Here is a 19,769-nt window from a genome sequence, read left to right on the forward strand (position 1 = left end):
ACCTTCCGGTGTACAGACGTGGGGTCCGTCCCACCCTGACAAGGAAAATGAACCTTTGGAGGGTCCTTCGGTGAACGCCAACCCAACGACCGGCGAATACCGGCCGTCACGCATTGCCGGATCCCTACAGCTTCCCGGACACCCGCTTCAGCCGCTCGAGCCACCAGTTCGCACGGTCCCGCGGAGCCTCATGACGATCAAGAAGCTCTTCCGTAACGGTGAGCGGCCGCACCGGCAACCAGCCGCCGTCGGGCAGTAGCGGCTCAGGCGATACGTCGCCGTCCATCAGCGACAGCGTTGCCAGCCCGCACGCATACGGCAGCTGCGGCAGTGACGCAGCCAGGGCCACTCCGGCTCGAATCCCCACCGAGGTGTCCAGTGCAGAACTGACGACGGCGGGAAGTCCCGCCTGCGCCACGATGTCCAGTGCCCTCCGCACGCCTCCGAGCGGCGCGACCTTCACAACGATCAGATCCGCCGCGTCCTCCCGGGCGACGCGCAGCGGGTCTTCGGCTTTCCGGACGCTTTCATCAGCGGCGATGAGCACCGGGAGTCCGCGCCGCTGCACTTCCAGCCGCACTGCGCGCAGGTCTGCTGTGTCCATCACGGGCTGCTCGGCGTACTCCAGGGAGTAGGGGGCAAGAGACTCCAGCGCGGTCAGTGCCTCGGCCGTGCTCCAGCCGCCATTGGCGTCGATGCGCAGGTTTGCCTCCGGGAGGAGGCGGCGCACCTCCGCCACGCGCGCGACGTCGTCGAAAAGGGACTGCCCGCGTTCCGCCACCTTGATCTTGACCGCGCTCACCGCGCCGAACCGCGCCAGGACAGGTTCGACGCCGGACGCCTGCACCGCAGGCACGGTCGCGTTCACCGGTACACGGCTGCGCAGCGGCGTCGGGAATCCGTGCCAGGCGGCTTCCACTGCGGCGCGGAGCCACGTAGCCGACTCGTCGTCGTCGTACTCGGGAAAGGGTGAGAATTCGCCCCAGCCGGCCGGTCCCTGCAGAATCAGGGCCTCGCGATGGGTCAGTTCGCGGAAGCGGACGCGCATCGGCACGGAGACGACGCGCGCCGACGCCAGCAGTTCCTCGACAGTGGGTTGCTTCATGCCACCAGCGTAGTGATAACGAGTGGCCAAGTTATTCCCAAGTTCTATCCGCGATTGTTTCTTCAGCAGGCGACCGTCCTGCGGATCATCCTCGGGGCCCGTCCGCTCCGTCACGAAAGGATGCGTGATGAATTCACGAAGTCCCGTTACGTCCGTTCCATCCGCGAAAGCGCCGCGTTCACGCAAGCGCGCACTCCCGGCCCTGCTCGCCGGATCCACGACGGTTGTCCTGGTTGCCGCCGGAGCTTCGGTGGTCATGGCAGCCAACCCGCCGGTAGGTCCCGGCAACGTTGAAATCTTCACCAAGCGGGACATGGTGGCCATTGAGGGCTACACCGCCCAGGCAGGCCAGGATGCCACCATCAAGGTCACCCGCGACGGGAACCTGATCGGCATTGCCCACGGGGTGGTCGACGCAACCGGCTTCCTCGAGGTGAACCACCCCGGCGGCGTCTGCTGGGATGTGGTCACGCCCAACATCACCGGCAAGGATGTGGTCAGCGTTGAGTTCGCGGATGGCAGTGGAGACGGCGCCAACGCCGGAACCGCCGTCATCACCTCCGTGACGAGGGAGGACCTTCCGGCCACCGATATCGCAGGAGACGTCGAGGGCAGGGTTGTCGTCAAGGGTACCTACGGCACCGACGTGGACACGGCACGCATGGGTGTGGAGATCGTCAATCCGGACATGCGGGACATGGGGATCGGCGAACGGGCAATCGGCTGGCCGGATGATGAGGTACCGGCGGGCTACACCGTGGATGGTACGGCCGCAAACGGCGCGTTCACCGTCACGTACGGGTTCTTCTCGAAGGCGGAACAGGACGCAGCCTTCGCGGGAGATCCGTCGGTCGCGAGCTGGCAGGCCGAGCCGGCAACTGTCGAGGCTCAGCTTGGCCTGACCATCTCCGAATTCAAGGAGATCGACGGCCCGGGCTTCGGTGGCTGCCCCGCCGGTCCGGCAGGGCAGGCCCCCAACCAGCCCACCGAGGTTTTCGCGAAGGCGTCCGGCAACGGCACCCTCACGGCGACCTGGGCACCAGCAACCGTTCCCGCGGATGCCCCGGCTATCACCGGCTACCAGGTGATCGCGGCGGATACCGTGCTCGGCCAGGAGGTAAGCATCAAGGTTGGCTCCACCGCCACCACGGCCACCATTCAGGGTCTGGTGGGTGGACAGGTCTACCCGGTCAGCGTCGTTGCACTCAACGGTCAGGCGAGCATGCCTGCCTCCGGCGGCAACGTCACCGTTTCTGCGACAGCAGTCTCCGAAGCCACTGCACCAACGGCTCCAGGCAGCGTGGCAGTAAAGGACGGCACCCTGGCCGGATCGGCGGATGTCACGTGGACAGCTGCGACCGCCAACGGCGCCGCAGTGACGGGATACCGCGTCGATGCGACCACCAGTGCCGGTGTCGCAAAGACCGTCACGGCCGCAAGCGGCGCAACCTCCGCGCGGCTTGAAGGACTCACGCCCGGCACGGCGTACGGTATTGTCGTCACCGCGCTGAGCGCCGCAGGTGACACGTCTGCAACTCCGACAGCCTTCACTCCCGTGCAAGTCACCCTCCAGGCGCCCGCGGCACCGAAGGTCGTGCGGACCACTGTGGGCAACGGGACTGCAACAGTCGAGTGGCAAGCGGCCGTTGCCGCGAACACGCCGATCACGGGTTACATCCTGACCGCCACGCCGGCAACGGGAACACCGGTGACGGTGACAACAGACGCCGCAGCCCGCACCGCAGTGCTGAACGGGCTCACCAACGGTACGGCGTACTCACTGAAACTTGTCGCAACCAGCGCGGCAGGCAACAGTGCACCGGCGACCTTCGGCGCAGGGGCTTCGGCAACCGTCACCCCAGCCGACCAGCTCACGGCATCGGCGCAGTTCCGCTCCGACCGCCGTGAATGGCGAATCACCGGGACGGCAACCATCACTGCCGGTAATACGATCACTGCGCGGAGCACGAATCTCGCCCGGTCGGTGATTGGTACGGCAACCGTTGCAGCTGACGGCAGCTGGACCATCCGCACGCGGAACTCAACCGCCCCGGCGACGGCGACCATCACCATCTCATCCTCGGCCGGCGGATCCATCACGATACCTGTCTCAACACGGTAGCAAGCAGTGGCACCCGGTTCCGCCCGCACCTGCCCCGGTGCGGGCGGAGCTGTGCCGCGTGCCTGGACAAACCCGCCCGATTCAGGAACCAACGCGGCGCTGTGTCAGTGTTAAACAGGTGAACACCCAGCACTCGAGAACGGCACGCCGCTTTTCCACAGCCGCACGGCACCCAGTGCTGTTTGTCCTCGGGGCGCTTGGCTGCTTTGTCGCTGTGGGGTGGACCTACTGGGCGTTTGTCCGCACCACCACTGGGCAGTTCGCAGACGAGTCCGCGTGGGCGGAAGCGGGCATAGCTGCACCCGATACCCAGGTCCCCTTCCTTCGGTTCCTCGACAGCCTGCCTCTGATTTCGGTGTTCATCGCCGCAGCGGTGATTCTGTTTGTGACACTCGGACGACGGCGGTGGGCGGCTGCCGGAATAGCGCTCGGCACCATCATCGGCGCCAATCTCACAACGCAGATCCTTAAGAACGTCCTCTTTGACCGTCCGGACCGCGGGGTGCCCACCCTCGATTTCAACTCACTTCCGTCCGGGCATACAACGCTGGCTGCCTCTGCCGCTGCCGCGATCTTCCTCGTTGTATCCCCCCGCTGGCGCCCGCTCGCGGCAGCCGCCGGCGGCACCTACTCCGTTCTGGCGGGGGCCGCGACGTTCATCAATCTGTGGCACCGGCCGGCCGACGTCGTGGCCGCGTACCTGGTGGTTGGAGCCTGGACGCTCATCGGCGGGCTCCTGATCCTGCGCTCCGGAAACCGCTGGAACGTGTGGGAGGGATTTGGACGGTTCTGGGGTGCGTCCCGGGCCTGGCTGGCACTGTGCTGGGTCCCGGGCCTGCTGGGCCTGGCGCTATCCCTTGGTCTCTACGTGTATGTTCAGGCAATTGGCCCTGCTCCAGTTCCAGGCACGGCCGGCGTTCCGCTGTTCTTCTGGTCCGGCCTCTCGCTCATCGTTGGGGTGGGCTACACGCTGAGCGCTACGGCGTGCTGGCTGTTCGGCTCCCAGGCTCGGCTGCAGCGCGCCGCGAGCTGAGCCTCGGCCGGGCCTTTCGGCAGTCGCGCTACCGCTGCCGCACGCGCTGCTCTCTCGGCGGCACCCACAGCCACAGGACAACCGCCCCCACGAGCCCCAGCGCGCCCGTTGTCCAGATACCTCCCGCCAGGGACGCGGCAGCCGTCACGGCAGACACGGTTCCCGGACCGGCCATGGTCCCCACATCCGTCAGCAGGCGCCAGATCCCGAGGAACTGCGGCCGCCCAGGCGATGGTGAGAAGTCTGCTCCGAGCGTCATGACGATCCCCGAGCCGATCCCGTTGCCGAACCCGATGAGCAACGCGACGGCCAGCAGGCTCAGCGCGTCACGCGTGAGCGGCAGGAGGAGCAGCGACACTCCCATGATCAGCATGCAGGGCACCGCCACCCAGCGCCTGCCGTAAAGGTCCATCACCTTGCCCGCGGGGTAGAAAATCAGCATGTCGATGGCGCCGGAGAGACCGTAGATGAGCGCCGTCGTTGCGGGGTCAAGCCCTATCTCCTGAGCCCAGAGCGGCAGGACGGCCTGCCTGGTGGCCCGGACCGCGGCAATCAGCAACACGCCCAGGCCCACTGTGCCGAAGACCCGGGCGTGGCTCCGGAAGATGGCCTGGAGGGTCGGCGGCGCCGCAGCCGCAGCCGCCGTGCCCTGGCCGAGGGACGCGCGCGGACCACCCAACTCGGGAACCTGGAAGCTGAGGACAGCGGCAACGAAGGTAGCTCCGGCACCCACCCAATAGGCGCCGTCGAGCCCCAGGAAACTCATGGCAAGCGCGCCGGCGAACGGCCCCAGAAAGACACCGATCCGGGTCACTCCACCGAGGGTCGAGAGCGCGCGCGCCCGGAAGTGAACGGGCACCGCCTCAGTGAGGTAGCTCTGGCGGGCGAGCCCGAACACCGCCCCTGCCATACCGACCATGAAGATCGCAGCCGCGAATACGGCCAGGTTAGGCGCCGATAGCGCAAGGATCATCGCCGCCGAGCACAAGAGCGACGCCGCTACCAGCGCCCACCGCTCCCCAAACCGGGAGGTGATCAGCGTCGCAGGTACGTTGGTGACCAGCGATCCGATGCCGGTGAGCGTGAGGATGAGCGCCGCCGTCGCCACATCGGCGCCGAGCTCAGTGGCAGAGAGCACGATGACCGGGATGATGGACCCCGTTGCCGCGCCGTACAGGAGTGACGGGCCGTATGCGCCAACGGCAATCTTTCGGAGGTTGAACGGTTCCTGGGGCACCGTTCACACGCTAGCGCAGTGCAGTGTCCTTCCGCGGAACCAGGAAGAAGCCGACGACGGCGAGAACTCCCGCTATGCCCTCGGCAACCGCGCTGAGCGTCTTCTCGAAAAACCACAGCGGTTCATACATGGCCGGAATCGGGCCCACTTGCGGGAGCTGGATATAGACGGACAGCACGACGGCGGCGAAGGCCGAGAGCGCAACCAGCGCGGCGATGGCGTAGGACAGGCGGCTTCCGCGGATCAGTACGTAGAGCCCCGCAAGGATGGCCGCCACGGCTTGGATGCGGAAAAGAGTCCCGCCGCCCATGCCGTCGGGGTAAGCCTGCTGGTATTGGGGAGCAAGGATGAAGTGCACGTAGGCGTCAACAGCCAACCCCAGCGCAATGACCACGCGGATCACCATTAGCAGCGGAGCCGAGCGTCCGCGCCCGCGGGTAACCCGGCCGTGCGTTGCCGCGTTAGCCATCGCTGCTCACCACCAGCGTCCCCGTCATGTTGGGGTGGTAGGTGCAGATGAAGGGGTACTCGCCCGGTTCGGACGGCGCGGTGAAGGTTACGGTCTCCCCGCCCTGCACAATGGCGTCGAAGTCTTCGGTCTCGGTGGTGGTCACCGTGTGGGGTGCGGTGTCCTCGTTGACTACCGTGATCTCCGCACCGGCAGGCACGGAGTCGGGCATCTCATACTCGAAGTTGCGGATGGTGATGACGATTTCCTCGGCCGGCGCTTCTTCCGTGGGCTCTTCCGAGGCCGCTTCGCTGGGCGCTTCAGAGGCCGCTTCGCTGGGCTCCGCAGCTGCGGTTGTCTCCTCTGCCGTGGGCTCGGCCGCACTACTGGTCTCGGCCGGCGGCGCCTCACTGGTCGGCTCGCCGCCTGAACCGCAGCCGGCCACTCCAATGAGCGCTGCAGCAAGGACCAGGCCAAGGGCACTACGCGTGATTTTCATTGCTCTCCATTCCGGCGGGATTCACCACCGGCTTCCCCGGGAGCATGCATCCCTCTCACCTGGTCTTCGCTGTGGGAAGCCGGATGAACTGCAGAGACAGAGTGATACTGGCGCTATCAGTCTTCGTCCAGCCGCCCTTGCGATGATTGTTCACAGAGAGTACACCCGTGAAAGGTGAAAATGACCCGGTTCCCAAGGAATCCACAGGTTCTCCGCGTGGTCCTGCTGGGGATCGACGGAGCGGGCAAAACAACGGCCGCGCGGTCAGTTGTTCGCAAGCTCCGGGTGGACGGCATCGAGGCGGCGCTGTTTCGCAATCCCGGCGGCCGGCGAACCCTCGACCGCTGGGCGTCACGGCACTCGCACACCGCTCAATCCCTGCTAGGAAGCCGCTTCCTGGATGCAGTCGAGAGTTTCCTCCGCGTGCTTGCAGTGCTGCGCTCCACGCTGCAGGCACGACGACGGCGGGGTGTCGTTCTCTTTGACCGCCACCTGCAGTGCCAGCTGGCCTTGCGGCGGGAGCGGGGTCTTGACGCCGGCCGACTGCTGCCCTGGTTGCTGCGCGTTCTGCCGCAGCCCGATCTTGTGGTTTACCTCAGCGTTGACCCGAGCACGGCGCAGGCCCGCGTTGCTTCGCGGAATACCGACGAGGAAACCTTTGAATTCCTCACCGCGCTCGACGCTTCCTACCGGCAGTTGCCCGGGTTCGAGGACTACGCCCTCGTGGATGCGAACGGGACCGCGGCAGAGATTGCCGAGGCGCTCGCGAAGCACATCGAGGCCCGGCTGCGCACGCCCGGTTCGTCGTCAGTTGCTGCTGCCCTGGCGCTCCAGCCACTTCCAGTGCGCGAGGGTACGCAGGCGAGTCAGTAGCGCCCGCGACTGCTCCGGGCCGTACGGGAGAATCGGGATGGCCTTGGTCATGTCCACCGATGCCTCGTCCATGGCTACCTTCGTGACCCGAACGGCGCTGCGCATCTTGTTCAGCTGCGTGGCCACAAAGTCGACGTCCACCGGCGCACCATGACCGGGGACAAAGACGTCATACAGGTCATCGAGCGCCGTGATCTTGCCCAGCGTGCGGATCCACTCCGCCGGGAATGAATCCTCAAAACCGGGATCCGCGCCCTCCTCGACCAGATCACCGGTGAACAGCACGTTGCCGGCGCCAACCAGAAGGTCGTTGTCCGTGTGACCGAAGCCCAGGTGGAACAGGGTAACCGAGATACCGCCGAGGTCCAGATCCACCGGCGATCCCGAAACACGCCTGTCGGCCGGGTGGATAGCCGTGTGATCACCGCGGTTCTCGGCCATCGCCGGCTCTGTCTTGCCAACTTCCGCACGCTGTTCCTCGCCGCTCTCGCGAACGACTGCGGCGCACCGGTCAGTTGCCCAGAAGTCCTCAGCGCCGTGGGCGGCAAAATACGCGTTGCCGAACACGTGGTCGAAGTGCGAATGGGTGTTGACCACGCATAGCGGCAGGTCAGTCAGCCCACGCACAGCGTCGAGGATCCGGGCTGCTTGTTCCGGCCCCGCCCCGGTGTCTATCACGAGCGCCCGGTCCGTTCCCACAACCAGTCCGGTGTTCAGGCCGAAAGGATCGGTCCGAAGCATCCACACGCGGTCTCCCAACTGGGTCCAGGGGTGGGACTGTTCGTCTTCTCGCTCGGACATGGGTTCCTCTCTGGTGGCGGCTGTCCGCTAAGCGTAATCGTCAGAGGTCCGCGAGGACGCCGCCCGGGTTCTCTATTGCGTCGGCAACGTAGCGCAGGAAGCCTCCGGCCACACCACCGTCGCAGACACGGTGGTCAAAGGTCAGCGTCAGCTCGGTCACCTTCCGGACGGCGAGCTCGCCGTTGACGACCCACGGCCGGTCAATGATCCGTCCCAGCCCGAGGATCGCGGCCTCCGGGTGGTTGATGATCGCTGCACTGCCGTCCACGCCGAACACACCGTAGTTGTTCAGCGTGAACGTACCTGAGGTGAGTTCCGCGGGTGTCGCCTTGCCCTCGCGTGCGACGGCGGCAAGACGCCGGATCTCCGCATCCAGTTCCCGTGCGCTCATCCGGTCGGCCCGCTGAACCGCGGGAACCAGAAGCCCGCGGTCGGTCTGCGCGGCGATACCGAGGTTCACGCCGTCAAACTTCAGGATCTCCGAGCTACCGTCCTCACGCTCGACGATGCGCGTATTCAGTTCCGGGTACCGGGCGAGCCCGGCCAGTGCGAACCGTGCGACAAATGCCAGCAGGCCGGGCGTTGCATCCGGCTGCCTGCGCTTGAGCTCGGTGCGCAGGTCAAGCAGCGCGCTGGCATCGACGTCCACCCAGACCGTTGCTTCCGGGATCTCGCGCCGACTGCGGGTCATGGCCTCGGCTACCGCCTTGCGGACGCCCCGGACGGGGATGCGCTCAGCGATTTGCAGACCACTGCGGCGATCCTGGTCCACTCCCCCAGCGGTGCTCTGATCGATGCTGGTGGTTTGATTCCTGCTGGTGCTGGGCAGGGTCTCCTGCGTTTCACCGGACGTTCCGGCGGAAGCCTGCAAAGCGCGCTCGACGTCGCGGCGCAGGACCATGCCGTCCACGCCCGTACCCTCGACAGAGGACAGAGTGAGGCCGGCATCCCGCGCAAGCTTGCGGACCAGCGGCGAGATGCACAGCACTGCACGCTGCTCGGACGCTGCCACAGGTGAGTCCTGCGTCTGCGTTGCCGGCACTTCAGCGGTCTCCGGCGCTTCCATGCTCGCCGGCGCCTCCGCTGCCGCAGCGGAGGTTGAGACCGCGGCTGAACCGGCGTCGCCCCTGCGACGCCGGGTCCGGCCTCCGGTACCGGTTCCGGGGGTGCCGTAGCCGATCAGGACATTGCCCGAACCTTCACCCGACTCTGCAGCTGATTCCGCGGCGTCCGGCGCTGCGGCGACCTCCGCGTCCGTAGGCACGCTGACCCCGGCTCGTTCCTCCTCGCGGTACGCCTCAGCGTCAGGGTTACCCGTGGAAGCTGCTGTGGCAGCCACTGTCTCGGCCGCTGCGCCGTCGGGCCGCACCGAGATCAGGGGAGCGCCAACGTTGATGGTGGTCCCGGCTTCACCGTGCAACTGGGCAACGACGCCAGCGAACGGAGAGGGTACCTCCACCATGGATTTCGCCGTCTCCACTTCGGCCACCGGTTGGTCGACGGAGACGGTGTCCCCCTCGGCCACGAGCCAGTTCACCAGTTCGGCTTCGGTCAGGCCCTCACCGAGGTCAGGCAGCAGGAACACCTTCACCGAGGGGCTCGTTGTCATGGCGCTCATGCGTCCTCCCACTGCAGTTCATCCACGGTGTCGAGGATCCGGTCAACGCTTGGCAGGAAGAAGTGCTCGAGCTTGGGTGCGGGATACGGAATGTCGAACCCGGTCACACGCCGCACGGGGGCAGCCAGTGAGTTGAAGCAGCGCTCCTGCACACGGGCAACGATCTCGGCGGCGACCGAGGCGAACCCCGGTGCTTCCGCAATGACGACGGCGCGTCCCGTCTTCCGCACGCTGGCGGTGACGGTCTCGTCGTCGAACGGCACGAGCGAGCGCACGTCGATGACTTCCAGGCTGCGCCCTTCGGCCGCAGCCGCTTCAGCGGCGGCCAGCGCCGTCGGCACGGAGGGTCCGTAGGCAATAAGGGTGGCGTCGGTTCCGGAGCGGGCAACCACGGCGCGGCCCACCGTGGAACCGGTAATGGCGGCGTCGTCGGCTTCCTTGCGAAGCTCGTCCAGATCCAGTGTCTCCTTGGTCCAGTAGAGCTTTTTCGGCTCAAGGAAGACCACGGGATCGGGGAAGCGGATGGCGTCGCGAAGCATCAGGTAGGCATCGCGCACGGTGGCGGGGGCCAGAACCGTAAGCCCGGGTGTGTGTGCGTAGTAGGACTCCGAGGAGTCGCAGTGGTGCTCCACTCCCCCGATGCCGCCGGCGTAGGGGATGCGCATGACCAGCGGCAGCTTCACCTTGCCCTTGGTCCTGTTGGACATTTTCGCGACGTGGCTGACCACCTGCTCGAAGGCGGGGTAGGCGAAGGCGTCGAACTGCATTTCGACGACGGGAGTCATCCCGTTCATCGCCATACCGACTGCCATGCCCATGATGCCGGACTCCGCGAGCGGTGTATCGAAGCAGCGCTCCTCGCCGAAGCGCGCGGTAAGCCCGTCCGTGATCCGGAAGACGCCGCCGAGCGGGCCGACGTCCTCGCCGAAGATGATCACGGAGGGGTCAGCTTCCATGGCATCGGCCAAGGCGGTATTCAGCGCCTTGGCGAAGGTGAGCGGCTGGAGCCCTGTCTTGTTCGCGGTTGCCTTTTCGGCCGAGCCGGATCGAACTGCGGTGTCAGTCATGGCTAGGCACCTTCCCGTGAGAGCTCGTCGGCCAGGAGTGCGGCCTGCTCGCGCAGCTGGCTCGTCTTCTCGGTGTAGACGTACTCGAAAAGGTCCGCCGGGTTGATCTCCGGCTCGGAGTTGAGGCCGTCCCGCAGGGTGCTGGCCGTCTCTTCGGCCGCCCCGGCGACACGCTGCTCCTCTTCTGCGGTGAGGAGGTTCAGGTTGCCCAGGTAGGTGCGCATGCGGGTGATCGGGTCTTTTGGAACCCACTCGTCGACGTCGGACTGGGCCCGGTACCGCGACGGATCGTCAGCGTTGGTGTGTGCCTGCATGCGGTAGGTGTGGGCTTCAACGAGTGCCGGGCCACCGCCGTCGCGCGCTCGGTCAACTGCCTTGCCCAGCACGGACAGCATGGCAGCGAGGTCATTGCCGTCCACGCGTTCGCCGGGCATGCCGTAGCCGATCGCCTTGTGCGCCAGCGACGGCGCCACGGTCTGGTGCTTCAGCGGAACCGAGATGGCGTACTCGTTGTTCTGGACCAGGAAGACCACCGGCACGTGGAACACGGCTGCGAAGTTCAGGGCCTCGTGGAAGTCACCCTCGCTGGTGGCGCCGTCACCGCACAGGGCCAGCACCACGGTGTTTTCACCGCGCAGCTTGGCCGCGTGGGCCACGCCGACGGCGTGGAGCAGCTGGGTAGCCAGCGGCGTTGCCTGGGTGGCGGTCTTGTACTCGTAGGGGTCATATCCGGAATGCCAGTCGCCCCTCAGGAGCGTCAACACGCCAAGGGGATCCACGCCGCGCGTGATGACAGCAACGGTGTCCCGGTAGGTCGGGAAGAGCCAGTCATCCTTTTCAAGCACGACGGCGGCAGCCACCTGGCAGGCCTCCTGCCCGTGCGATGAGGGGTAGACAGCCATCCGGCCCTGCCGGACCAGTGCGTTGGCCTGATCGTTGATGCGGCGGCCGACGACCAGCTTCTCGTAGGCGCTGAGGAGAGCTTCGCCGTCGGGCAGGGGGTAGCGGTCATTGTGAATGTGCTCGCCGCTGGGGTCCACGAGCTGGACCGGCTGGGCGGACGGGAGCATGTATTCCTCCGCCGTAGGGCCCTGGTCACTGCTGCGACCGGTGGGCTTCATTGACTCGCCGAACTGGTTGTTGGCGGAGTTGCCGGTTGAAATGGTCATACTGCCTCCCTCAGCCGTTCCACTGTGAGGGACGGCTTCGCTGCCTTGGCATCCTCGGCCCATGGCTGAGGAACTGTATCTGTTGCTCAATTATGCGTTTGCCATCCGATTCGTATCCACAATCCGGCAATATCGTGGAAGAATAGTCGTTCTGTGGCTGATTCTGCAGACATATCGACAATGTGAGCTGGATAACTAACAAGGGTGTAGACAGATGGCGGAACAGCCGCTCGATGAAGTGGACCGGAAGATCCTCGCCGAGCTCACCCGCGACGGCCGGCTCTCAGTCACGGCGGTGGCCGAGAACGTTCACATCTCCCGGGCGCATGCGTATTCCCGGATTGCGCGGCTGACAGAAAGCGGCGTGCTGACGAAGTTCACTGCACTGATCGACCCGATCAAGGCGGGGCTCCGGTCTTCGGCTTATGTAACGTTGAAGGTGCGCCAGCATTCGTGGCGGGAGCTCAGGGAGCAGCTGCGTGCCATTCCGGAGGTGCATCACATTGCGCTGGTGGGCGGCGATTTCGACGTCATCCTGCTGGTTCGCGCTGAAGACAATGTGGATCTTCGGCGGGTCATTTTCGATCAGCTGCAGTCCATGCCCGGTGTGCTGGACACCCAGACCTTCCTGGTGTTTGAGGACATGGATACGCGCTAGTCGCTTGTTGCCTGCGGAGCCGGGAGTCGCTCATATGCAGCTTGGTTGGGGCTCCTTCACCGGGCATTATTGAGGGCGGGTCCTACGGGATTGGCAGCTGTACCGGACACGCGGCTCTCTCTGCAAACGAAACGCGCCCGGAGCGACGCGGTGAGGGTTCGGCTTACGGGCTCTGAGCGACCGGCTTGCGGACGGTCGTCGACTCGACCGACTCCTGCATAATGGTGCGGTATGGGGAAGAAATGGCTGATCGCAGTCCTGGTAGCAGTACCAGTGGTCTTCGTAGCAGGGATAATCTATTTGTTTCTGCGCCCTCAACTCACCCTCACGCTCGAGGACGTGATCGAAGCTGAGCACACAGGGAAAGATGTAACTACCGAGGTCACAGAGATCACTGACTTAGCATGCGGTGCCGAGGTTGGCTGCGTTGAGGCATACAGCACTGCTGAAGCGAACTACTACCGTTTTCGAAGTGTGCCGCGGCCACAGAGTACAACTCGACCCTTACCGACAGCTTTAGTGTGAACTACTTCGTCATGGACTTCGCAGGCAAGGACGCTTCTGTGAACGACCAGCTTTTCGCTATGCATCAACTGGCAGGTACATGGAATGACTACGAGGGTGACTTCCCGGTCCGCTAGTCAGCACCGAGTCACATGCTCGGTGAAGGATCCGCTCAGTTCGCTTTGCCAGACGGTAACGGTGACGTTGCATATCTTCGGGTCCCTCGGCGTCGAGCGATCGGGTTGGTAACGTGACGATATGGGGATTCACACTCAGCTAGTCAGCTCAGCGGCTTGAAGCGGTGGGTAATTTTGCCCTAATTCAGGGAGCGTCCCTTTTGATCAACAGCGATTAGGAGAGTGCGATGGTTAGGTCAGTGCGAATCATTGGTTTGGTGGTGATGGTTGTATCTCTGGCCGTTCTAGCGATTTGGCAGTGGCTTCCAGCCCTGTTCTTCTTTCCGGCAGGGGCCGCCATGCTGCTATGGAATGGTCACGAGTTCTCACTTCATCCGAACACGAGCGGTTCTTCTAACGATTCACCGCGAAGTGAGACGCGGTAGCGCCGGTCATGTTGGACAACACAATCGCCGTTTCGTCCGGCTCTCCAGCTATAGGAGGAATCATCGGGTCCGCGATACTCCTGATTATCATCGGGGGTATTCTCGTCAGGCTGATCATCGTCATATTCCGCCGGGGAAAGCACGGAGTTAAGAATGACGTACTGGGGCCAGTCTTCAAGTCCGGCGGAATTCAATCCGAACTCTATGGTTTCGAACCGATGGAAGCTCAAGACTTGAAGCCAGAAAAAAGCCGCTCCGAATCTCACGATTCAGGCCGAAGCACGTAGCCTGGGGATGCTCGTTCCGGTTCGGCACCCCTCCCAATCGACGCCGGAAGGGCGCGGTGAAGGGTCGCTCATACGGGCGTCGGTTCCCCTTACAGGAGAGTGTCCGCACGCGCCGAATGCCTCTGGTGCGGAAGTGTCAGTAGAGTCAGTCTCCTTAGCATTCGTTGATTTCGGGGGATTGCAATGAAACTAGTCCGGGTCCGTGCTGCTGGTGTGTTGTTGACGGGTTTGTTGCTGGCCGGTTGCGCGGCGCCGTCAGAACCTGAAGTGGAGACGGCTGCCGGCGCTTTCACACCCGATGCCCATGAAATGATCGGTGCCGCCGAGATGCCGGAAGCGCGGCGACAGGCGATCAAACAGTTTCCCGAGGAGCTACCAGCTGGATACGCCTGGCCCGCCGAGAACGCGGTGGCACCAGTCGCCGCAGGGCAAGACGTTGTTGTTGAAGTGGGTGTGGCAGAAACGAGTATTGCTGAGTTCTGGCTGTGCGCGTGGACGGCGGAGTACATCGAAGCTTCCGATACCGGCGATGCTGCAGGTGCAAGCTCAGCGTTGAACGAGATCGAAAAGTACACATCCTTGCCAGCTATAGTGGCTCACCATCAGAACCCTGAAGTTTTCGACTCCGCAGTGGTCGACACCGCGTACGAGGGCGACTCCACGAATCTGCGCAACTTCTTCAAATCGTGCGGAGTTCTCAACCACTGATTGGAACAAGCAACTTCCGACATAGCGAGAAGTCTCCGTGCAATCACCTGCTGAAGGATCCAGTTGATTCACTTCCATCTCTCATGGGCGGCTGGGAGGCTTCTTGACGGGGCTGCTAGCCTCCTTGCATGGGGGATAATACGGCGAAGTTTGTTAGTGATTTCGGTGCGATGGTCAGGCTTGTGCAGTCGGCACAACCTACCTCGGAACGTGGTCGGGAACTGGTCAATGCCTTGGCTGCCCACCTCGGCGCTCCGCCATCGTCCCTTCCGCTGGTTGTTGAGGAAGTGCCTGTTCACCGGTTGGTCGACGCGGATATAGTCCTCGCCTCGCTCGTGGGTGGGAACAGCACGCTGACTGGCATCGGCGGCGGTGACCAGAGGCACCATATGTCCTTGAGCGACATGGTCCAGCAGTCCGATATGTATCCGAACTTTCCGCTCTCGCAGCCCGACTACGCTAATCTGCCAGTCGGTCCTGACGAGCAACGACAAACTGTTGCGCTCGGTCTGCGCCTCTTTCACCACAACGGCGAACCGATAGCACTCCTGCAGCGCAAGGCGGAACCCCGATATGGTCGGCAGTTCGCTTCAATGGAAGTGCTCTGTGCGGATGCGGCGGTCACAGCCGACTTCCTCGCCGTATTTCGGCGCCGTATGCAGCGCGAAAGCATCCTCAAAGGACAAATACTGTCCTTCACCGTCGAGGAGTTCGGTCCTAGTAGCGCGGGCGTCACATTCCACCGGCGGCCGGATCTGACCAGGAACCAGATCGTGTTACCTAACGGTCTCCTTGCCAGGATCAGCGAGCATGCCCTCGGAATTGCCGCCCACAAGAACGAACTTGTCGCAGCTGGACAACATCTCAAGCGCGGGATTCTGCTGTACGGCCCACCCGGCACGGGCAAAACACACACAGTTCGTTACTTATTGGGTGCCAGCCCGGGAACAACGGCCATCATCTTGTCCGGAGGCACGCTCGCCCATGTGGGTGAGGCAGCCCGGATGGCACGAGCTCTTCAACCGTCCATCGTGGTGCTTGAAGATTGTGACCTCATTGCGGAAGACCGCAGCTTCGGCCATGGCCCGCAACCTCTACTCTTTGAAGTGCTGGACGCCATGGACGGCCTCGATGATGATGCGGACGTCACGTTCGTGCTTACGACCAATCGTGTGGTCATGCTCGAACGCGCCCTTGCGCAGCGTCCCGGCCGGGTGGACCTCGCTGTCGAGATTCCGCTTCCGGATGAGGGTGAACGCGCCGCCCTGTTGAGGCTTTACGCACCGCGGCAAGCGTTCAGTCCCGAAGCTGTCCACGCGGCAGCGGTAGGAACGGAGGGAACGACGGCCTCTTTCACGAAGGAACTCGTTCGCCGTGCCGTGCTTGCTGCAGCTTCTGATGCGACTCCCTTGAGCGACGATCACCTGCTAGTCGCGGTGAATGAGTTGATGGCAGACGGTGCCGCCCTCACCCGGAGCCTGCTGGGTAGCAACTCTCAACGGGGAACAGACGGGCCGGCGGAAGATGCCAGCCCGTCCTTCGGGTATCGCCCTCATGCCGAGCACTATTCCGGGTCCTATGCGCCGGCGTATAGCTCAACCATGTCCGTGACTTTTGACGATCACCAAAATGTATCGGACGCTCAGCATCCACAACCTGATGACGTCGAACGCGAGAGCGAGGATTCGTGAAAGCCGATCTGTATGACGCTTTTGCTGACAGCTATTCGGCGGAGAACGAGTCCAGCCTTCTCAACGCATACTACGAGCGGCCGGCGATGCTCGCCCTCGCCGGCGACGTCGACGGCCACCGGGTCCTTGACGCAGGGTGCGGCTCTGGGCCACTGGCCGCCGCTCTGAAGGCGAAGGGCGCCATCATGACCGGCTTTGATTCCAGCCCCGCGATGCTCGAACTGGCGCGACAGCGTCTGGGTGCGACGGCGAACCTGTGCCTGGCAGATCTCGGCAAGTCGCTCCCCTTCGCCGATGACTCGTTCGACGACGTCGTCTCGTCCTTGGTACTGCACTATCTTGAGGACTGGTCAGGACCCCTTGCCGAAGTGCGGCGGGTGCTGAAGCCCGGGGGCCGCCTGATCCTGTCGGTGAACCACCCCACGGTCAGCCTGATCAACCAACCCGACGAGGACTACTTCGCTATCCGGCAGTACTCGGAGGACTACGAATTCGATGGCGAGCCCGCGGTCCTGACCTTCTGGCATCGACCACTCCACGCCATGATCAACGCCTTTACATCGGCGGGATACCGCATAGTCACCGTCAGCGAGCCAGCGCCATCTCCAGAAACCCCGCGCGAACTCCTTCCGCAACGCATCCTTGACGGCGAGAAGACGGCGTTCTTGTCCTTCATCTTCTTTGTGCTCAAAGCTGGCGACTGAACAAATGCGTAACGTCCTGGTGCTCGGGGGAACTGCTTGGCTTGGTTTCGAGATCGCCGAGCAATTGCTGGCCAGCGGCGACGCGGTGACGTGTTTGGCGCGCGGCGAGTCCGGACAAGCACCTGCCGGGGCCGTCTTCGTCCCGTCGGATCGACGTTCACCAGGTGCCTACGCGGCGGTCGCCAATGAGGCCTGGGACGAAGTTATCGAACTGTCCTACGACCCGGCGATGGTGCGGGGCGCACTCGATGCCCTTGCCGACAATGCGAAGCACTGGACCCTGGTCTCCTCGGTCTCCGTGTACGCGACGAACACCGACGCGGGTGCCGAGGAGTCCGCACCTCTACTCAAGCCGGTGGATCTGAATGATTATGGGCAAGCGAAAGTCGCCGCTGAGCAGGTGTCACAGAAAGCCCTGGGTAACCGGCTCCTCATTGTCCGGCCGGGATTGATTGCGGGCCCTGGGGATGGCAGCGACAGATTCAGCTACTGGGTTGGACGCTTCGCTCTCGCAGGAGAAGGGCCTATGCTTTCACCAATCGCTGATGATCGGGTGGTAGAGGTGATTGATGTCGAGGATCTCGCCATCTTCATTGCGCAGGCCGGCAAGAGCGGCATCACCGGCGCCATCAACGCCACCGGCAACCAACATGCTCTCGCCGACGTGCTCGCGCTTTGTGCAGACGTTGCCGGCTTTACCGGTGAGCTGGTCTGCGTTTTCGATGAACGGCTCATTGAACACGATGTCCGATTCTGGGCCGGTCCCCGCTCGCTGCCGCTCTGGGTTCCCAAGACAGACATCGCCTTCGCGCAGCGGGACAACAGTGCCTTCCGTGCGGCGGGCTGGAAACTAAGGCCTCTTCGGCAAACGGTGCAACGAACGCTGGAAGCCGAACGAGAGCTCGGTCTTGAGCGTGAACGCAGGTCCGGATTGAGCCGATCCGAGGAACTGGAGTTGTTGGACCAGCTTCGCCTAGGCTAGCCCGAGGTGGAGACTGGATCCTGGAGTCACTACGACGAGGAAAGTGGTGACCGGACGTCCGCCGTACTGGAGGTGACATCCCGTTCTGAATGTCACCATCCCCCATGAGGCCCCCCGGCAGACTGCTCCGGCCACCTGTCCCAGTAAATGCCACGAAAAGACAAATGTCGGCTCTTCACCGCAGATTACGCAGTATTGAGTTCAAACCGTTGCATAACTGGTTGCTTTAGCGTATCGAATTCGCGTTCAGTCGCGGACCAGAACCAGTTCGTCCAGCGACAAGCGCGTGCGCGGAGCCGTCTCACGCTCAGCAAGCGCCTCGACCAGCTTTTCTGCCTCATCCACAACTCCGACGGCGGTCACGGTGACCGGCTTCAGATTGTCCGCCAGATCAAAGGCCGCGGTGATCTGGTCCCAGTCGACGCCCGCCATCTGGTGGGTGTGAAGACCCTCATGATGTGCCTGAACCGAGAGGTGTGCCACCGACTGCCCCAGGTCATACTCTGCCCACTGCCGCGGCTCGCCTTCGACTGTGGAGGTCTCCGCAATAGCTACAATCAGCGCTGACGAGTTTCCTGCCCACGCAGCGTTGAATCCCATGAGTGCCTTGACAATCGCATCGAATGTGGTGCTCCCGCGGCGGCCCACAACAAAGCGGCGGGGCTGGCTGTTCGCCGCGGACGGCGCCCAGCGTGCTGCTTCAAGCAGCGCAGTGAGCTGCTCGTCTGTGAGGGTAGCTGTAGGGTCAAACGAACGCGGGCTCCAGCGCTCGTCGAGCAGTGGAACCAGCGGGATACTGGTCTCTGCGTTGCGGACGGTGGAATCGAGTGTTGTCGAGGTCATGCTTGCGACAACCAGTTGAATTCCGGCGAGATTCCAGAATCGGCTGTGACATAGGACTCCTGCCTCCGTCACCCCTTGAAAATGGGCGCCCTTTTCTCCTGGAATGCCCGGAATCCTTCGGCGTAGTCCGGGCTGCTGCAGAGCTCGCCCTGGACGGTGTTCTCGTCAGCAACCGACTCCCACAAGCCAAGCCGCCGGTCACGAATGGATGCGACCAGTTCCTTCGACGCGCGGAACGCACCCGTAGCGCCCTCGGCAACCCGCTCCACCGTGGACCTCGTTGACGGCAACAGCTCCTCCGCCGGAAAAGCCCTGCTGAAGAGTCCAGAAGCGACGGCGTCCGCACCACTCATCAGATCGGCTGTATAAATGAGGTCGAGCGTCCGGTGCGCGCCGAGCCGTTCAGTGAACAGCCAGTGCCCGCCCGAGTCCAAAGTTGCACCCAGTTTGGCGAACGGGGACCCGATCTTCGCTGAGTCGGCAACGTACACCACGTCCGTTGCGATCAACAGACCCAGTCCTACCCCGAGACACGCGCCGTGTGCTGCCGCGAACGTAGGCGCGGGAAAAGCCGCCATCTTCTTGAGCAGCGGGGTGACCAGCCCGTCCAGGTAGGCAACGGCGTCGTCGGTTTCGGGGGTTACCTGCGAAATATCGCGCCCGGCGCAGAAAGCCCTTCCTTCGCCCCGCAGCAGCAGCGCGCGGACCCGGCCTTCCGCGGCAGCGGAGGCGGCGTCGTCGTACGCTTTTGACAGTTCAGACAGCCCCTCCTCGTTGAGGGAGTTCAGCTTCTCTGGCGCGTCCAGGACTATCTCGGCGACGTTGCCGTCAATGGTCAGGTCGATCAAGCGACCGCTC

18 protein-coding genes are annotated in these 19,769 nt (G+C 63.8%); 8 read left to right on the top strand and 10 right to left on the bottom strand.

The window, feature by feature from the left end; translation table 11 throughout:
* Positions 1–124 precede the first annotated feature (124 nt).
* Positions 125–1,105 carry an o-succinylbenzoate synthase gene (locus tag ABFX19_RS01825; RefSeq protein ID WP_346027266.1) on the bottom strand — a complete coding sequence of 327 codons (981 nt, stop codon included), beginning with the start codon at positions 1,103–1,105 and terminating at the stop codon, positions 125–127.
* 127 nt (positions 1,106–1,232) lie between these two features.
* On the opposite strand from ABFX19_RS01825, the gene ABFX19_RS01830 reads away from it, so the two are divergent.
* Together ABFX19_RS01830 and ABFX19_RS01835 are read left to right on the top strand one after the other, a co-directional pair.
* Entirely contained in the window at positions 1,233–3,227 is a 1,995-nt protein-coding gene (locus ABFX19_RS01830) for a fibronectin type III domain-containing protein (protein ID WP_346027267.1), read from the top strand.
* A 118-nt stretch (positions 3,228–3,345) separates the two neighbouring features.
* Positions 3,346–4,260: a phosphatase PAP2 family protein gene (locus ABFX19_RS01835; RefSeq protein WP_346027268.1), complete on the top strand. Its 915-nt coding sequence runs from the start codon at positions 3,346–3,348 to the stop codon at positions 4,258–4,260.
* Between the two features lie 28 nt (positions 4,261–4,288).
* Here ABFX19_RS01835 and ABFX19_RS01840 read toward each other — a convergent pair whose 3' ends face one another.
* Genes ABFX19_RS01840 through ABFX19_RS01850 form a run of 3 tightly spaced genes read right to left on the bottom strand, consistent with a single transcriptional unit; the run spans position 4,289 to position 6,444 of the window.
* Positions 4,289–5,497, bottom strand: a complete 1,209-nt coding sequence (locus tag ABFX19_RS01840) for an MFS transporter (protein WP_346027269.1) — start codon at positions 5,495–5,497, stop codon at positions 4,289–4,291.
* Between the two features lie 10 nt (positions 5,498–5,507).
* Positions 5,508–5,966: a hypothetical protein gene (locus tag ABFX19_RS01845; protein WP_277357694.1), complete on the bottom strand. Its 459-nt coding sequence runs from the start codon at positions 5,964–5,966 to the stop codon at positions 5,508–5,510.
* Positions 5,959–6,444 carry a cupredoxin domain-containing protein gene (locus ABFX19_RS01850; protein WP_277357695.1) on the bottom strand — a complete coding sequence of 162 codons (486 nt, stop codon included), beginning with the start codon at positions 6,442–6,444 and terminating at the stop codon, positions 5,959–5,961. Before ABFX19_RS01850 ends, ABFX19_RS01845 begins: the two co-directional genes overlap by 8 nt.
* Positions 6,445–6,624: 180 nt before the next feature.
* Here ABFX19_RS01850 and ABFX19_RS01855 point away from each other — a divergent pair, with 180 nt between their 5' ends.
* The gene (locus ABFX19_RS01855; RefSeq protein WP_346027270.1) at positions 6,625–7,317 is read left to right on the top strand and encodes a dTMP kinase; all 693 of its coding nucleotides are present in this window, start codon (positions 6,625–6,627) and stop codon (positions 7,315–7,317) included.
* Here ABFX19_RS01855 and ABFX19_RS01860 read toward each other — a convergent pair.
* From ABFX19_RS01860 to pdhA, 4 genes are read right to left on the bottom strand one after another with little or no spacing between them, the layout of a single operon-like run.
* Positions 7,252–8,118: an MBL fold metallo-hydrolase gene (locus ABFX19_RS01860; protein WP_346027271.1), complete on the bottom strand. Its 867-nt coding sequence runs from the start codon at positions 8,116–8,118 to the stop codon at positions 7,252–7,254. The two genes, ABFX19_RS01855 and ABFX19_RS01860, sit on opposite strands and share 66 nt — an antisense overlap.
* Before the next feature lie 40 nt (positions 8,119–8,158).
* A complete protein-coding gene (locus ABFX19_RS01865) occupies positions 8,159–9,736 on the bottom strand; it encodes a dihydrolipoamide acetyltransferase family protein (RefSeq protein WP_346027272.1) in 1,578 nt (525 codons plus the stop codon).
* Entirely contained in the window at positions 9,733–10,803 is a 1,071-nt protein-coding gene (locus ABFX19_RS01870) for an alpha-ketoacid dehydrogenase subunit beta (RefSeq protein WP_346027273.1), read from the bottom strand. Before ABFX19_RS01870 ends, ABFX19_RS01865 begins: the two co-directional genes overlap by 4 nt.
* 2 nt (positions 10,804–10,805) lie before the next feature.
* The gene (gene pdhA / locus ABFX19_RS01875; RefSeq protein WP_428830999.1) at positions 10,806–11,972 is read right to left on the bottom strand and encodes a pyruvate dehydrogenase (acetyl-transferring) E1 component subunit alpha; all 1,167 of its coding nucleotides are present in this window, start codon (positions 11,970–11,972) and stop codon (positions 10,806–10,808) included.
* Positions 11,973–12,186: 214 nt separating this feature from the next.
* Here pdhA and ABFX19_RS01880 point away from each other — a divergent pair, with 214 nt between their 5' ends.
* From ABFX19_RS01880 to ABFX19_RS01900, 5 genes are all read left to right on the top strand, one after another.
* Positions 12,187–12,630 (top strand): Lrp/AsnC family transcriptional regulator, encoded by a 444-nt coding sequence (locus ABFX19_RS01880; RefSeq protein ID WP_056543672.1) that lies wholly within the window; start codon positions 12,187–12,189, stop codon positions 12,628–12,630.
* Between the two features lie 1,536 nt (positions 12,631–14,166).
* Positions 14,167–14,691 carry a hypothetical protein gene (locus ABFX19_RS01885; protein ID WP_346027274.1) on the top strand — a complete coding sequence of 175 codons (525 nt, stop codon included), beginning with the start codon at positions 14,167–14,169 and terminating at the stop codon, positions 14,689–14,691.
* Positions 14,692–14,819: 128 nt separating this feature from the next.
* Complete coding sequence (locus tag ABFX19_RS01890; RefSeq protein ID WP_346027275.1) at positions 14,820–16,382, top strand: AAA family ATPase; 1,563 nt, start codon at positions 14,820–14,822, stop codon at positions 16,380–16,382.
* Complete coding sequence (locus ABFX19_RS01895; RefSeq protein WP_346027276.1) at positions 16,379–17,086, top strand: class I SAM-dependent methyltransferase; 708 nt, start codon at positions 16,379–16,381, stop codon at positions 17,084–17,086. Before ABFX19_RS01890 ends, ABFX19_RS01895 begins: the two co-directional genes overlap by 4 nt.
* A gap of 4 nt (positions 17,087–17,090) precedes the next feature.
* Positions 17,091–18,068, top strand: coding sequence for an NAD-dependent epimerase/dehydratase family protein (locus ABFX19_RS01900; RefSeq protein ID WP_346027277.1), 978 nt, complete (start codon positions 17,091–17,093; stop codon positions 18,066–18,068).
* 246 nt (positions 18,069–18,314) lie between these two features.
* Here ABFX19_RS01900 and ABFX19_RS01905 read toward each other — a convergent pair whose 3' ends face one another.
* Positions 18,315–18,911, bottom strand: coding sequence for a nitroreductase family protein (locus ABFX19_RS01905; RefSeq protein WP_346027278.1), 597 nt, complete (start codon positions 18,909–18,911; stop codon positions 18,315–18,317).
* Positions 18,912–18,979: 68 nt separating this feature from the next.
* The gene (locus ABFX19_RS01910) at positions 18,980–19,759 is read right to left on the bottom strand and encodes an enoyl-CoA hydratase/isomerase family protein (RefSeq protein WP_346027279.1); all 780 of its coding nucleotides are present in this window, start codon (positions 19,757–19,759) and stop codon (positions 18,980–18,982) included.
* Between the last annotated feature and the right edge of the window lie 10 nt (positions 19,760–19,769).

This window comes from Arthrobacter parietis (assembly GCF_039530425.1).
Classification (GTDB): domain Bacteria; phylum Actinomycetota; class Actinomycetes; order Actinomycetales; family Micrococcaceae; genus Arthrobacter_D; species Arthrobacter_D parietis.